Consider the following 13,983-nt stretch of genomic DNA (forward strand, 5'->3'; position numbering starts at 1 on the left):
CTAGTTGTCATGCTTAGGAACAATCATACAAAGTATACGTCTCCAATCAAGACTATGTGCAAAATCACTTTTGCTTTATCCCGATTTAATGTAACATGTTAACGTATCTACAAACAGTATACAACAAATAAGGTTCTATTCAGAACGTTAGCCCTCGGTCCAATGAGAAGGAGTATAGATATGAAAGACATTCAAGAAAAGCTGGACCGCAAAGATATTGCGGGATTTCAGCATGATTTAATTGATTGGTATGAAAAAGAACAACGAACACTGCCGTGGCGTGAAAATCAAGATCCATACCGCGTCTGGGTATCAGAAGTCATGCTCCAGCAAACGAGAGTAGATACGGTCATTCCGTATTTCAACCGGTTTATGGAGCAATTTCCGACGGTGAAGGATCTCGCTTTAGCTGATGAAGAAAAGGTCATGAAAGCATGGGAAGGTCTTGGCTACTACTCAAGAGTGCGTAATTTACAGGCAGCTGTGAAAGAAGTATATGAATCCTACGGTGGCGTGGTGCCTGATACGAAAGAGCAATTTTCAAAGCTCAAAGGTGTAGGCCCATATACGAGCGGCGCAGTTCTGAGTATTGCCTATAACAAGCCGTATCCTGCGGTAGACGGCAACGTGATGAGGGTCATTTCTCGTATTTTGTCCATATGGGATGATATTGCAAAACCAAAAACGAGAAACATTTTCGAATTTGCGGTCGATCAGCTCATTTCCCGGGAAAAGCCGTCAGAATTTAATCAAGGGCTGATGGAGCTTGGTGCGCTCATTTGTACCCCAACATCCCCTGCCTGCCTCATTTGCCCTGTGAACATGCATTGCTCGGCACTTGAGGAAGGCGTTCAGCATGAGCTCCCAGTGAAAAGCAAAAAGAAAAAGCCGACTGCAAAATCAATGGCAGCAGCGGTGTTATTTGATGACGCAGGCAACCTATATATTCATAAGCGGCCAAGTACAGGCCTCCTTGCGAATTTATGGGAATTCCCTAATATGGAAACCATGAAGGGAAGAAAAACGGAAAAAGAGCAGCTGATTGATTTCTTAAAAGAGGAGGCAGGTGTACAAGCGGAGCTTGGTGATTTAGAAGGCACCATTCAGCATGTATTTACCCACCTCATCTGGAATATTTCTGTTTTCTTTGGACGAGTTACCTCTGTATCTGATGACACGATGCTGAAGAAAGTCACAACAGAAGAATTTGATGCGTATGCTTTGCCAGTCTCACACCAAAAAATTTGGAAGATGGCACTTGAGCAGCCTAGTCGTATTTAACCGTTGTACCGTGAGTATAATCTGCTTCATTTCGGTGCAGACCCCCGCGGTCTTCGATTTCAGAAATGATTTCTCGATACTTAGATTGCCCTTCTTCGTTCAAATAAGGTAAAATTTGTTGGAAAGCATGATGAAAGTAAGCAAGCTCAGTATCTTTCCATTGATCCTTGGACATCATGCCAAGCTGGCTTAAATCGCGTCCGACATACATGAATGTAACCTCCTAATAGGAACTTTCCTATTAGTGTGAAGCGAATGAACGAAAACTATTCAAATCAGGAGATGAACGATAATGAGTCAACGTAAATGTGCATTAATTACAGGAAGCAGCAGAGGAGTAGGGAAAGAAGTAGCCCTCCGCCTCGCTGAAAAAGGATATGACATTGTCATTAACTATGCAAGAAGCAAAAAAGCAGCACTTGAAACAGCTGAAGAAATTGAAGCGATGGGTGTTAAAACATTAGTTGTCAAAGCCAACGTTGGTCAGCCAGAGAAAATCAAAGACATGTTCCAGCAAATTGACGAAACGTTTGGCCGTTTAGACGTATTTGTGAACAATGCGGCATCTGGCGTTCAGCGTCCAATTATGGACCTTGAAGAAAATCATTGGGACTGGACAATGAATATCAATGCGAAAGCCTTGTTATTCTGCGGACAAGAAGCGGCAAAACTAATGGAGAAAAACGGCGGCGGACATATCGTCAGCATTAGCTCACTAGGCTCTATTCGCTATCTTGAAAATTACACAGTAGTCGGCGTATCAAAAGCAGCACTAGAAGCTTTGACACGTTACCTTTCTGTTGAGCTGTCACAAAAAAATATCGTTGTCAATGCTGTATCAGGCGGCGCAATCGATACCGATGCACTTAAGCACTTCCCGAACCGTGAAGAGCTTTTAGAAGATGCGAAGAAAAACACACCTGCCGGCCGAATGGTGGAAATTAAAGACATGGTCGACAGCGTGGAATTCCTTGTATCAGGCAAAGCAGACATGATTAGAGGCCAGACGATTATTGTGGATGGCGGACGTTCTTTGCTTGTTTAAAAAAATCATGAATAGGATCTGCACCTTCTGCACAAATTAATGTGCGTGGAGGTGATAATGATGGATCAACAACAAAACAAAACAAACGCGCAACAAGTGAAGAAACAAAACCAAGCTTCTGCACAAGGCGGTCAATTTGGTACTGAATTTGCTAGTGAGACTGACGTACAGCAAGTAAAAAAATACAACCAAAAAGCTGAGCAAAACAAACAACAAAACAGCTAATCACTGAAACAAAGGAAAGCACTTCATATACGAATGAAGTGCTTTTCTTTTTTGCCTCTCATCACCATCCGACAAAACCTGTAAAACCTCTACATAAACAGTCAAAGGATTTCTTCTTTCTTTCAAGAAATGGTATACAGACAAAAAGTGGATTCGATGAAAAGGGAGGAGTTAGATGTCTGATTTCGATCAGCTTGTAAAAGAACAAATGCAGCTCATGGATCAGCTGCTCGATGTGCAGGGAGAACTCGATCTATGCTTAGAAACAGAAAAACAATTGCAGCAGGATGAAAAAAAAGAAGAGTGGCATAGGCTTTGTGATCAGATCAAACAGAAACGTGAGGAACTGCAAAAAGTGCAAACCTTATTTACAAAACAGACAGAAGAGGTCATCAACTCATATAAACAGATGGAAAAGAGTTCTAGCGTGATGTAAGTCAGTGTGCCGTTCAATTGGGTTGAATGGCTTTTTCATTTCATTTTTTAATGATGTAACGGTATAATATAATAGAGACATGTTTAGTTGGGAAATTAGGTCTTTGGACTGTTAGGTTTGTTTGTTATAGAAAGTAGGGGAGAAAATATGGGCTATCCCAAGGAAGGAGAAACCATCCAAATTCAAAGCTATAAACATAATGGCTTGATCCACAGGATTTGGAATGAAACCACCATTCTGAAAGCAACGGAATTGTGTATCATTGGTGCAAACGACCGTACAATGGTGACTGAATCCGACGGCCGTACTTGGATGACGAGAGAACCGGCTATTTGCTATTTCCATGCAAAACAATGGTTTAATGTAATTGGGATGCTTAGAGATGATGGGGTATATTATTACTGCAACATCAGCTCTCCTTTTGCGACAGATGATGAGGCAATTAAGTATATTGATTACGATTTAGACGTCAAAGTCTTTCCAGACATGACGTACAATATTTTGGATGAGGACGAATATGCAGATCATAAGAGGCAGATGAATTATCCAAAAGAAATCGATAGTATCTTAAGAGAGCATCTGAATACATTACTGTATTGGATTCACCAGCGGAAAGGTCCGTTTGCGCCTGAATTTGTGGATATGTGGTATGAACGTTTTTTACATTATACAAAATAAGCAAGAGCATCAAAAAACCTGTTTGGCTTTTTAGGCTAACAGGTTTTTGACTGCGTACGGATAAGAGGCACTGATAGATTGGGAAGGAGATTTACATGGGGGTCATTAAACGCTACATGGCTTTTGTAACACCGTATAAAAAACAGATTGCATTGACAATGGTCATCGGAATGATTAAGTTTTCGATTCCCTTAACCTTGCCTCTGCTTTTAAAGTATGTCATTGATGATGTCATTCAAGGCTCGGGGTCAGCTGAAGAAAAGACATCAACTCTACTGATCATAATGGGAATCATGCTCGTATTATTTTTAGTGTTGAGGCCGCCTGTTGAATACTATAGACAATACTACGCTCAGTGGACAGGCAGTAAGGTATTATTTGATATTCGGGAAAAACTGTTCTCGCATATTCAAAAGCTAAGTCTTCGTTATTATGCCAACACGAGAACAGGAGAAATTATTTCAAGAGTGATCAACGATGTGGAGCAGACAAAGGAATTTGTCATCACAGGGCTCATGAACATTTGGCTGGATATGATGACTGTACTGATCGTGATCGCTATTATGTGTACACTGGATCTGAAGCTCACCATCGTGTCTGTCATTATTTTTCCGCTATACGCGTTTGCAGTAAAGTATTTTTACGGACGGCTTCGCAAGCTGACAAAAGAGCGGTCACAGGCGCTGGCTGAAGTGCAAGGGCACCTGCATGAGCGGGTACAAGGAATGCCGGTCATTCGCAGCTTTGCGATTGAAGAATATGAACAAGAGAATTTTCATGATGAAAACAAAAATTTCTTAAACAAAGCAATCAACCATACGAATTGGAACGCCAAAACATTTGCCGTCGTCAATACCATCACTGACATTGCACCGCTGTTAATCATTGCATTTGCTGGCTACACTGTGATTAATGGATCGCTTTCGATTGGGACCATGATCGCCTTTGTCGGCTATATTGACCGGATGTACAATCCGATTCGCCGTCTCATTAACTCATCCACGACGTTAACCCAGTCCGTTGCATCAATGGATCGGATCTTTGAGTTTATTGATGAGCCATATGAGGTCACAGACCGGCCGAATGCAAAAGAAGCCAATCATTTAAAAGGAGAGATAGAGTTTAAAAATGTGTCGTTTCGTTATGAACACACGCAGGAAGAGATTCTGCACAATATCTCCTTGAAAGTAGAAAAAGGACAAACGGTTGCGCTTGTAGGAATGAGCGGTGGAGGGAAGTCGACACTCGTCAGCTTAATTCCAAGGTTTTATGATGTCACAAACGGGTCACTTGAAATTGACGGCATTGATATCAAAGAGTACAAAGCAAGAAGTCTTCGAAATCAAGTCGGAATGGTGCTGCAGGATACATTCCTATTCAGTGACACGATTAAAGAAAATATTGCGGTTGGTGACCCTGAAGCACCTTTTGAAAATATCGTGTCGGCTGCAAAAGCGGCAAATGCGCATGATTTTATTATGTCTCTTCCTGAAGGATATGACACGAAAGTAGGAGAACGGGGCGTGAAGCTGTCAGGCGGGCAAAAACAGCGGATTTCCATTGCAAGGGTATTTCTTAAAAATCCACCGCTTTTGATTTTAGACGAAGCGACGTCCGCACTTGATTTAGAAAGTGAGCATTACATTCAAGAAGCGATGCAAAAGCTGGCGAAGGATCGCACAACCTTTATTGTCGCACACAGATTATCAACCATTACACATGCTGACCAAATTGTGGTCATGGAACAAGGCGAAATTGTGGAAAAAGGAACACACGAAGAATTAATGAACCAAGACAGCCACTATCGTCATTTATTTACCATTCAAACTTTAAATTAGTAGAAGCCTATCCGATTCTAGCGGATAGGCTTTTTTATGCTTGTCAAAAACATGACATATTTCCCAGCTTGTCTCAATACAATTTTAAAAAGTATGACGGGGTGGTGAATATGTGAAAGAACAAGACGTGCTGCTAGATGTCAAACAGCTGTCCATTGCGTTTCAGCAGAAAAAGCAAAAAGTACCCATCGTCCATCACATATCGTTCTCGATTCAAAAAGGGGAAACGTTAGGGATTGTGGGCGAATCTGGTTGCGGGAAAAGTATCACAAGCATGTCATTAATGGGTCTGAATCAGCAAACTGATACAACGGGCGAGGTTTATTTCGAAGGGCAAAATCTGCTGTCACTTTCAGAGAAACAGTGGCGAGAGATAAGAGGAAATGACATTTCGATGATTTTCCAAGAGCCAATGACATCTCTGAACCCATTAATGACCATCGGCAAACAAATGACGGAAGCCCTTTTTACACATCAATCAATCGGTCAGAAAGAAGCAAAAGCGAAGGCGATTGATCTTCTTCAAACAGTTGGGTTGAAGCAAGCGGAATCGTTACTTAAAAAATATCCACACGAATTATCAGGCGGCATGCGCCAGCGAGTCATGATAGCGATGGCAATGCTTTGTCATCCAAAGCTCATGATCGCTGACGAACCGACAACTGCACTTGATGTGACCATCCAAGCGCAAATCCTTCGTCTGCTCAAAAAGCTGAACGAAGAGATGGACACTGCTATTTTATTTATTACCCACGATCTAGGCGTCGTGCGGCAAATATGCCAGCGAGTCATGATTATGTATGCCGGTCGAATTGTAGAAGAAGGAACCGTTGACCGTATTTATCAAAAACCTCTGCATCCCTACACGAAAGGTCTTTTCGCCTCAGTTCCATCGTTTAAAGAGAAAAAAGAAAAGCTCATCTCTATTGCAGGTCATGTGCCTAAGCCAGGGGCCATCCGGTCCGGCTGTCAATTTGCACCACGCTGCCCATATCAAATGGCGCAATGTCTTGAAAAAGATCCAGCCTTACAATCCATTGAACAGAATCACCGCGTGGCATGTTTTCTAATGGAAGGAGGAGAAGACACTGAGTCACCCACTTTTGCAAGTGAATCAGCTGACAAAACGGTATGACACAGCCGCTTTTTTTTCTAAACATAAACAATCGACTTTGGCTTTAAATCAAGTGTCCTTTCACGTGAAGGAAGGAGAAACGCTTGGCATTGTTGGTGAATCAGGCTGCGGGAAATCAACACTTGGCAAAAGCCTAATGAGATTGACTGAACCGACGTCAGGCTCTATTCAATTAAAAGGGCAGGAGATCACCCTTCTAAAAGAACGAGACATGCGTTCCTTAAGAAAAGACATTCAAATGATCTTTCAAGATCCATATGCTTCTTTAAATCCAAGAATGAAAATCAAAGATATTTTAGAGGAACCCCTGATTGTCCATCAGCATGGGACGAAAGCAGAAAGACGGAAACGGGTAAAAGAGATGCTGCACATTGTTGGATTTGATCCTTCCTACGGAGAACGTTATGCGCATCAATTCAGCGGCGGGCAAAGGCAGCGTATCGGTATTGCTAGAGCACTTATTACGCACCCAAGTCTTGTCATTGCCGATGAACCAGTTTCGGCTTTGGATGTATCCGTTCAAGCGCAAATTTTGAATTTGATGCTTGAATTGCAAAAGACGCTTTCTCTGACGTATCTGTTTATTTCTCACGACCTTGGGGTTGTCAGATATATGAGCGACCGGATCGCCGTCATGTATGCTGGGCGCATTGTGGAGATGGGGCCTGCCGAAGATGTGTTTCACAGTCCGCTTCATCCCTATACGTCGCTGCTTCTGAAATCCATTCCACATATGGATCACGTACTAGAGGCGCAAGATGTGGCAGCAGAAGAGACCACAATGACGGAACGCGGCGGCTGTCCTTTCTACAAAAGGTGTCCAAAAAGATGGGAGAAATGCCTGAAAGCAGTTCCTGCTTTGTATGAGGAGGCACCGGGGCACGCAGCCGCGTGTTATTTATATCAAAAGGAGGAAAACAATGAAGAAGACATGGTTATTCAGTAGTTTCATTTTTGTGCTGGCACTGGCGCTCTTTTTAGGGGGATGCTCGTCTTCACCGACATCAGAAGAAAAGGCAACAAAAGATACCCTCGTATTTGGCAGAGGGGGAGATTCCACTTCACTAGATCCAATCACCACAACAGAAGGCGAAACCTTTAAGGTCACAGAGAATATATTTCAAAAGCTCTTGAATTACGGTGAGAAAGACACGACCATCCATCCTGGCCTCGCAACAGAATGGGATGTTGCAAAGGACGGAAAATCATACACGTTCTACTTAAGAAAAGGTGTGAAATTCCACGATGGTACAGACTTTAACGCAGAAGCAGTGAAATTCAATTTTGAGCGCTGGATGAATGGAGACGCAGAAAAGTTTCCTTACTATGGGATGTTTGGCGGCTATAAAAAAGATAAAGGGCATGTCATTAAAGACATCATCGTCAAAGGCGAGCATGAAATTGAATTTCAGCTAAAGCGCCCGCAGGCGACATTCCTCAAAAACATTGCTATGTCACCATTTGGCATCGCAAGTCCAGCGGCTGTTGAAAAAAGCGGCGATTCATTTAGAGAAAATCCAGTGGGGACAGGACCATTCAAGTTTAAAGAGTGGAAGCAAAACGACCGTATCGTGTTAGAAAAAAACGAGGATTATTGGCAGAAGGATAAGCCAAAGCTGAATCAAATCATCTTCCGCTCCATTCCAGAAAACTCTGCTCGTTTAAATGCCCTTAAAACAGGCGAGATCGACTTAATGGATGGCGTGAATCCATCAGATTTAGATGGCATTAAAACCGACAAAGCACTCCAGCTCATTGAAAGACCATCGATGAACGTAGGCTATATCGGACTGACTGTCACAAGAAAGCCGCTTGATAACAAGCTCGTTCGTCAGGCACTCAATTATGCGGTCGATAAAGAATCGATTATTGAGTCATTTTATGGCGGACTTGCTGAGCCAGCAAAAAATCCATTGCCGCCTGCTTTAGAAGGCTACAATGACGACATTGAGCCATATCCGTATGATCCAGAAAAAGCGAAAGAACTATTAAAAGAAGCGGGCTTCCCTGACGGCTTTCGCATCAAGCTTTGGGCAATGCCTGTACCGCGTCCATATATGCCAGATGGGATGAAGGTAGCAGAAGTCATTCAGTCAAATTTTGAAAAGGTCGGCGTCAAAGCAGAAATTGTGACATATGACTGGGCCACCTATTTAGATAAAGCAAGTAAAGGGGAAGCAGATGTGTTCTTATTAGGCTGGACAGGGGACAATGGCGATCCTGATAATTTCATTTACACGCTGCTGGACAAAGACAGCATTGGCGGCAACAACTATACATTTTTTCAAAATGATAAAATGCATGACATTTTAATTGAAGCGCAAACAGACACAGATCAAAAGAAACGAAATGAGCTGTATAAAAAAGCACAGGAAATCATTCATGACGAAGCGCCTTGGATTCCATTGGTGCATTCGATTCCAATGCTTGCCGCTTCTAATGATTTAAAAGGCTATCAGCCGCATCCAACTGGTTCAGAAGCTTTAACTGACGTGTATTTCGAATAAGCAAATAAGGGAGATCTTGTATCTCCCTTATTCAAACAAAGAAAAAGGCGGTGAAAGCTGTTTGTTTGCTTATTGTATGAAGCGGGCAGGAATGCTCATCCCAGTACTCATCGGAATGACATTGGTCGTGTTTTCAATTATTCGTTTTATACCTGGAAATCCAGCGCAGGTCATCTTAGGACAGCGGGCAACGAAAGAGGCAGTAGAACAATTAACGATCCAGCTCGGTTTAGATCAGCCATGGTACGTTCAATACGGTCATTATATGCTTGGCCTTTTAAAAGGGGATTTAGGAACTTCCATTCGAACAGGAGCGGCTATTGCCCAGGAAATGAAGCCCTACTTATTTGCGACGTTAGAATTGACCTTTTTTGCCATGGTGCTGGCGATTGTTGTGGGAGTGAATGCCGGAATCATTAGTGCTTGGTTTAAGCATTCTTTCTTTGATTATGCCGCGATGTTTATTGCACTCATCGGAGTGTCCATGCCGATTTTCTGGTTAGGTTTAATGGGGCAGTGGCTGTTCTCGATCGAATTAGGTATTTTGCCGACAACAGGCCGAGAAGATGTAAGGAATCCAGTCGAGTCGATCACGTATATTCATACACTGGACACGCTTTTGCAAGGCCGGTTTGATCAATTCACTGACAGCATCAAGCATTTGATCTTACCAAGTACAGCACTCGCAACAATTCCTGCTGCGATTATTGCGAGAATTACAAGGGCAAGTATGCTGGAAGTGCTTCATTCAGACTTTATTCGAACAGCAAAAGCAAAAGGAGTACGTTCATTTTTTATCATTTATCAGCATGGCCTGAAAAATGCGCTCATTCCGATCTTGACGATTATTGGTCTTCAAACGGGCCTCTTGCTTGGTGGAGCGATTTTAACAGAAACCATTTTTGCTTGGCCGGGAATCGGACGGTATATATATGACGCCATCAGTTATCGTGATTACCCAGTCATTCAAACAGGTATTCTTGTCGTTGCGCTTATATTTGTCCTGATCAATTTCATTGTGGACATCTTGTATGCGGTCATTGATCCAAGGATTAAATATTAGGGAGGGAGAGTGACAATATGGAAGCACAAAAAGAGCTTGAACCACCTCAGACAAAAGATGAACGCTCTCAATCATTGATTCTTGAATCAATGAAGCAGTTCTTTCAGCACAAGCTGGCGGTCATTGGCAGTGTGATTGTCTTTTTATTTCTGATCCTAGCGATCTTTGCACCGCTCATTGCTCCTTATGGAATCAATGAGCAATCACTTGGTGAGCGATTTAGTGCCCCTTCAGCTGCGCACTGGTTTGGTACGGATGATTTCGGCAGAGATATATTTTCAAGAGTTGTGCATGGAGCACGGATTTCCTTATGGGTCGGTTTCTTCTCGGTTCTCGGGTCTGTCATTTTAGGCACACTGCTTGGATTGATAGCAGGCTATGGCGGAAGAGTGCTAGATGCTGTGATCTCTAGACTGTTTGATATTTTACTCGCTTTTCCTAGCATTCTATTAGCGATTGCTATTGTCTCCATCCTAGGCCCCTCCTTACAAAATGCCCTTATTGCCATTGCGATAATTAATGTCCCAACCTTTGGACGGCTCGTTCGTTCAAAAGTGCTGAGTATTAAACAAGAAGAATACGTGCTGGCAGCAAAGGCGGTGGGGATGTCACACCGCCGCATCGTACTGCGTCACATTCTGCCAAATAGTATGGTGCCAGTCATCGTACAGGCAACGCTAGCAATCGGCACCGCAATTATTGAGGCAGCGGCTTTAGGCTTTTTAGGATTGGGGGCACAGGCGCCAAGTCCAGAATGGGGGAAAATGCTCGCCGATGCGAGACCTTATCTCGTTCAAGCCCCTTGGACATTATTCTTCCCAGGAATAGCGATCATGCTGACGGTTCTAGGCTTTAACCTGATGGGGGATGGATTAAGAGACACACTGGATCCTAAAATGAAGAAAATAAAATAAGACCGATTCTCAGAATCGGTCTTAGCGCGCAGGCAAACCCTCGCATTCGGTGTCAGTCCTGCGTGCCGGTGCTCACGAATACTCAATTCGCTCCGCTCCGGTACTCGTTCTTCCTAGACTGCAAAGGTTTTCAGGTTACGCTGAAAAGAAGACAAAGAGCTAAAATCAAGATCATTTTAGCTCTTTGTCAACAATTTAAGACCGATTCTAGGAATCGGTCTTTTCTGTTTATGCTTCTTTTTCTTCTGTCTCAATTTCACTATCTTTTGGGTGATACGTCTGGAAGCTTGTAATCAATGTATCTAAATGCTCTAATTCATCACGGTATTCGATGATGCTGGACATGACATTCAGCATGTTGTAATCGAGTAAGTCGTTTTCTTGGTTTTGCTGATGCTGAATAAATGATTTCGTTAACGTCTCAAGGCGAAGAGAGCATTCATTTTGAAATTCATCATCCTGCGGCTTCATTTTTCCGACGAATTTCATCAATGTGCGCTCATGCCAATACAGTAAATAATCAATTTCATCCGTTAAGCTTTCCCTGAAATGCTCTGGCATTAAATGAATTTCATTTTCTAATTTATGAAGCTTTTTCAGCAAATACAGAGCGCGATTCGATGTCATAATGGCCTGCCTGAACAAAACAAGCTTTCTTGATTTGACATACGTGGTTTTCTTTAAATAGCTTCGTTCTTCTTTGTATAGCAAGTAAATATGATCTAATTTGATCATGCGTTCTTTTATTTGATCGATGTCATCCTTTAATGTGGAATGATCAGTAGACTGTCTGGAGCTCAGACGGATCCATTTTAAAATCTCCTCCGTATTTTCCATAATGTGATGAACAAGTTTTGTTTCATATTTTGGCGGCAGGAAGATTAAATTCACTAAAAATGAAGAAAGAACTCCTAACACCACAGTAGCTGTTCGGATTAGGGCAAAGGAAAGGAAATGATCCCCTGCACTTTCTAAAATCGCGATGACGGTTACAAGTGCAATCGGAATCGTGTGTTCAATCTTCAGCTTTAAATTAATGGCGATGACCATGACGGCGGTTAAACCGATAATGACTGGTCCTGTGCCAAAAAGCAGACCGAACGTAATGGCAAGCGCTGCTCCAATAATATTGGCTTGCACTTGATCAACAATGGTTAAAAAAGATCGATAAATAGATGGCTGGATAGCAAATACAGCTGCAATTCCCGCGAAGACGGGCGTTGGCAACCCAAGCCATGTTGCCAGGTAAAGCGCGAGTACAATGGCAATACCAGTTTTTAAAATACGGGCTCCAAGTTTCATTGGTTTTGTCCCTGCATTCCTTTCTTTTCGATAATAGATGATCACTCGTCATTTATCATTCATATTTTGATGAAACAACTAAGTAATATACAGCGGTCTTCCGAAATATTCAAGTGATTTTTGAAAGTTCATGAAAACATCAAAAGAAGGTATTGAGAAGAAATGTAACAGATTCGCACGCTTTTGACAAACAAGAGCTGGTAAATAAAAAAACAGACGCATGTTTTTACGCCTGTTTTGGACTTCATTATGATTGTTTCAGCTGTGCAAATGCATGATCTACTGCTTGCAACGTCTCAGAAATATCTTTTTCAGTATGTGCGATCGTTAAGAACCAAGCTTCATATTTAGAAGGAGCGAGGTTAATGCCTTGCGCGAGCATTAATTTGAAGAAACGGGCAAACATTTCGCCATCCGTATTTTCAGCCTGCTCGTAGTTCACAATCGTTTCTGTTGTGAAATAAATTGTGAGCGCTCCTTTTAAGCGATTCACTGTAATATCTACTTGATGCTTTTTGGCATGGGCTAAAATGCCTTCCTCTAACATAGCGCCTAGCTGATCAAGACGCTCGTAAACGCCGTCTTCTTTTAACAATTCCAAGCAGGCAATACCTGAAAGAATGGATGCAGGGTTTCCTGCCATTGTGCCAGCTTGATAGGCTGGTCCAAGCGGGGCCACTTGTTCCATAATTTCTTTTTTACCGCCGTAAGCGCCGATAGGAAGTCCGCCGCCAATAATTTTTCCTAATGCAGTGAGGTCAGGTTTTACTTGAAGCAAATCCTGTGCACCGCCATACATAAAGCGGAAAGCGGTAATGACTTCATCATAAATCACCAGTGCGCCTTTTTCATGTGTGAGGTCATTGACCTGCTGCAGGAAACCGTCCTTAGGTTCTACGATGCCAAAGTTCCCGACAATTGGTTCGACAAGGACAGCTGCTATTTCATCTCCCCAGCGATCTAATGCTTCTTTATAGCTGTCAATATCATTAAATGGAACGGTAATGACTTCATTGGCGATACTCTTTGGTACGCCCGCGGAATCGGGTGTTCCTAAAGTGGAAGGACCAGAGCCTGCAGCCACTAGCACAAGATCAGAGTGGCCGTGATAGCATCCGGCAAACTTAATGATTTTTGTTCTGCCTGTATATGCGCGAGCCACTCGAATTGTTGTCATCACCGCTTCTGTACCTGAATTGACAAAACGAACTTTGTCTAAAGCAGGCATGGCTTCCTTCAGCATTTTAGCAAAAGTGACTTCATGCTTCGTTGGTGTTCCGTAAAGGACACCTGTTTCAGCCGCTTTCGTGATGGCTTTTGTAATATGCGGGTGGGCGTGTCCTGTAATAATTGGACCGTATGCTGCCAGATAATCGATATAGCGGTTTCCGTCAACATCCCAAAAATAAGCGCCTTCTCCTCTTTCCATCGCAACGGGTGAACCGCCGCCTACTGCCTTATATGAACGAGACGGGCTGTTGACACCCCCAACAATGTGCTCCAGCGCCTCTTGATGTAATTTTTCTGATTCTGTGAATTTCATAAATAGCCTCCTATCT

13 protein-coding genes and 1 pseudogene are annotated in these 13,983 nt (G+C 42.7%); 11 read left to right on the forward strand and 3 right to left on the reverse strand.

The annotated features are described in order from the left end of the window. The first annotated feature begins 180 nt into the window (after positions 1–180). Positions 181–1,281, forward strand: coding sequence for an A/G-specific adenine glycosylase (gene mutY / locus MHB41_RS04160; protein WP_217008942.1), 1,101 nt, complete (start codon positions 181–183; stop codon positions 1,279–1,281). Here the strand turns inward: mutY and MHB41_RS04165 are convergent. Then, entirely contained in the window at positions 1,268–1,492 is a 225-nt protein-coding gene (locus MHB41_RS04165; RefSeq protein WP_003217808.1) for a hypothetical protein, read from the reverse strand. The two genes, mutY and MHB41_RS04165, sit on opposite strands and share 14 nt — an antisense overlap. An 81-nt stretch (positions 1,493–1,573) precedes the next feature. Here MHB41_RS04165 and fabL point away from each other — a divergent pair, with 81 nt between their 5' ends. The 10 genes and pseudogenes from fabL (at position 1,574) to MHB41_RS04215 (ending at position 11,122) form a co-directional block, all read left to right on the forward strand. Continuing rightward, positions 1,574–2,326: an enoyl-[acyl-carrier-protein] reductase FabL gene (gene fabL / locus MHB41_RS04170; RefSeq protein ID WP_024425211.1), complete on the forward strand. Its 753-nt coding sequence runs from the start codon at positions 1,574–1,576 to the stop codon at positions 2,324–2,326. 75 nt (positions 2,327–2,401) lie between these two features. Beyond that, positions 2,402–2,551: pseudogene (locus tag MHB41_RS04175) on the forward strand (gamma-type small acid-soluble spore protein); the annotation flags it as partial. Positions 2,552–2,726: 175 nt separating this feature from the next. Next, positions 2,727–2,987, forward strand: a complete 261-nt coding sequence (locus MHB41_RS04180) for a YgaB family protein (RefSeq protein WP_034284208.1) — start codon at positions 2,727–2,729, stop codon at positions 2,985–2,987. Positions 2,988–3,134: 147 nt separating this feature from the next. Further along, a complete protein-coding gene (locus tag MHB41_RS04185; protein WP_217008943.1) occupies positions 3,135–3,665 on the forward strand; it encodes a DUF402 domain-containing protein in 531 nt (176 codons plus the stop codon). A 95-nt stretch (positions 3,666–3,760) separates the two neighbouring features. Then, positions 3,761–5,503 (forward strand): ABC transporter ATP-binding protein, encoded by a 1,743-nt coding sequence (locus MHB41_RS04190; protein WP_217008944.1) that lies wholly within the window; start codon positions 3,761–3,763, stop codon positions 5,501–5,503. Positions 5,504–5,615: 112 nt separating this feature from the next. Next, positions 5,616–6,638 (forward strand): ABC transporter ATP-binding protein, encoded by a 1,023-nt coding sequence (locus MHB41_RS04195; protein WP_217008945.1) that lies wholly within the window; start codon positions 5,616–5,618, stop codon positions 6,636–6,638. Then, positions 6,607–7,584, forward strand: a complete 978-nt coding sequence (locus MHB41_RS04200) for an ABC transporter ATP-binding protein (protein WP_217008946.1) — start codon at positions 6,607–6,609, stop codon at positions 7,582–7,584. Before MHB41_RS04195 ends, MHB41_RS04200 begins: the two co-directional genes overlap by 32 nt. Then, entirely contained in the window at positions 7,559–9,145 is a 1,587-nt protein-coding gene (locus MHB41_RS04205; protein WP_217008947.1) for an ABC transporter substrate-binding protein, read from the forward strand. The genes MHB41_RS04200 and MHB41_RS04205 overlap by 26 nt, the downstream gene beginning before the upstream one ends. A gap of 61 nt (positions 9,146–9,206) precedes the next feature. Next, a complete protein-coding gene (locus tag MHB41_RS04210; RefSeq protein WP_070326863.1) occupies positions 9,207–10,208 on the forward strand; it encodes an ABC transporter permease in 1,002 nt (333 codons plus the stop codon). 17 nt (positions 10,209–10,225) lie between these two features. Further along, positions 10,226–11,122 (forward strand): ABC transporter permease, encoded by an 897-nt coding sequence (locus MHB41_RS04215; protein WP_034284214.1) that lies wholly within the window; start codon positions 10,226–10,228, stop codon positions 11,120–11,122. A gap of 228 nt (positions 11,123–11,350) precedes the next feature. Here the strand turns inward: MHB41_RS04215 and MHB41_RS04220 are convergent, their stop codons facing one another. Further along, complete coding sequence (locus MHB41_RS04220) at positions 11,351–12,424, reverse strand: aromatic acid exporter family protein (protein ID WP_034284217.1); 1,074 nt, start codon at positions 12,422–12,424, stop codon at positions 11,351–11,353. A 247-nt stretch (positions 12,425–12,671) separates the two neighbouring features. Next, positions 12,672–13,967 carry a glutamate-1-semialdehyde 2,1-aminomutase gene (locus tag MHB41_RS04225; protein ID WP_034284215.1) on the reverse strand — a complete coding sequence of 432 codons (1,296 nt, stop codon included), beginning with the start codon at positions 13,965–13,967 and terminating at the stop codon, positions 12,672–12,674. Positions 13,968–13,983: the final 16 nt, after the last annotated feature.

The sequence above is a fragment of the Bacillus sp. FSL H7-0578 genome, assembly GCF_038630855.1.
Classification (GTDB): Bacteria; Bacillota; Bacilli; order Bacillales; family Bacillaceae; genus Bacillus; species Bacillus safensis.

Bases quoted from the DNA above. Each gene is read 5' to 3' on its own strand.
- MHB41_RS04215 (WP_034284214.1), top strand. From the start codon at position 10,226: ATGGAAGCACAAAAAGAGCTTGAACCACCTCAGACAAAAGATGAACGC.
- MHB41_RS04205 (WP_217008947.1), top strand. From the start codon at position 7,559: ATGAAGAAGACATGGTTATTCAGTAGTTTCATTTTTGTGCTGGCACTG.
- fabL (WP_024425211.1), top strand. From the start codon at position 1,574: ATGAGTCAACGTAAATGTGCATTAATTACAGGAAGCAGCAGAGGAGTA.
- MHB41_RS04225 (WP_034284215.1), bottom strand. From the start codon at position 13,967: ATGAAATTCACAGAATCAGAAAAATTACATCAAGAGGCGCTGGAGCAC.
- MHB41_RS04190 (WP_217008944.1), top strand. From the start codon at position 3,761: ATGGGGGTCATTAAACGCTACATGGCTTTTGTAACACCGTATAAAAAA.
- MHB41_RS04220 (WP_034284217.1), bottom strand. From the start codon at position 12,424: ATGAAACTTGGAGCCCGTATTTTAAAAACTGGTATTGCCATTGTACTC.
- MHB41_RS04165 (WP_003217808.1), bottom strand. From the start codon at position 1,492: ATGTATGTCGGACGCGATTTAAGCCAGCTTGGCATGATGTCCAAGGAT.
- mutY (WP_217008942.1), top strand. From the start codon at position 181: ATGAAAGACATTCAAGAAAAGCTGGACCGCAAAGATATTGCGGGATTT.
- MHB41_RS04185 (WP_217008943.1), top strand. From the start codon at position 3,135: ATGGGCTATCCCAAGGAAGGAGAAACCATCCAAATTCAAAGCTATAAA.
- MHB41_RS04180 (WP_034284208.1), top strand. From the start codon at position 2,727: ATGTCTGATTTCGATCAGCTTGTAAAAGAACAAATGCAGCTCATGGAT.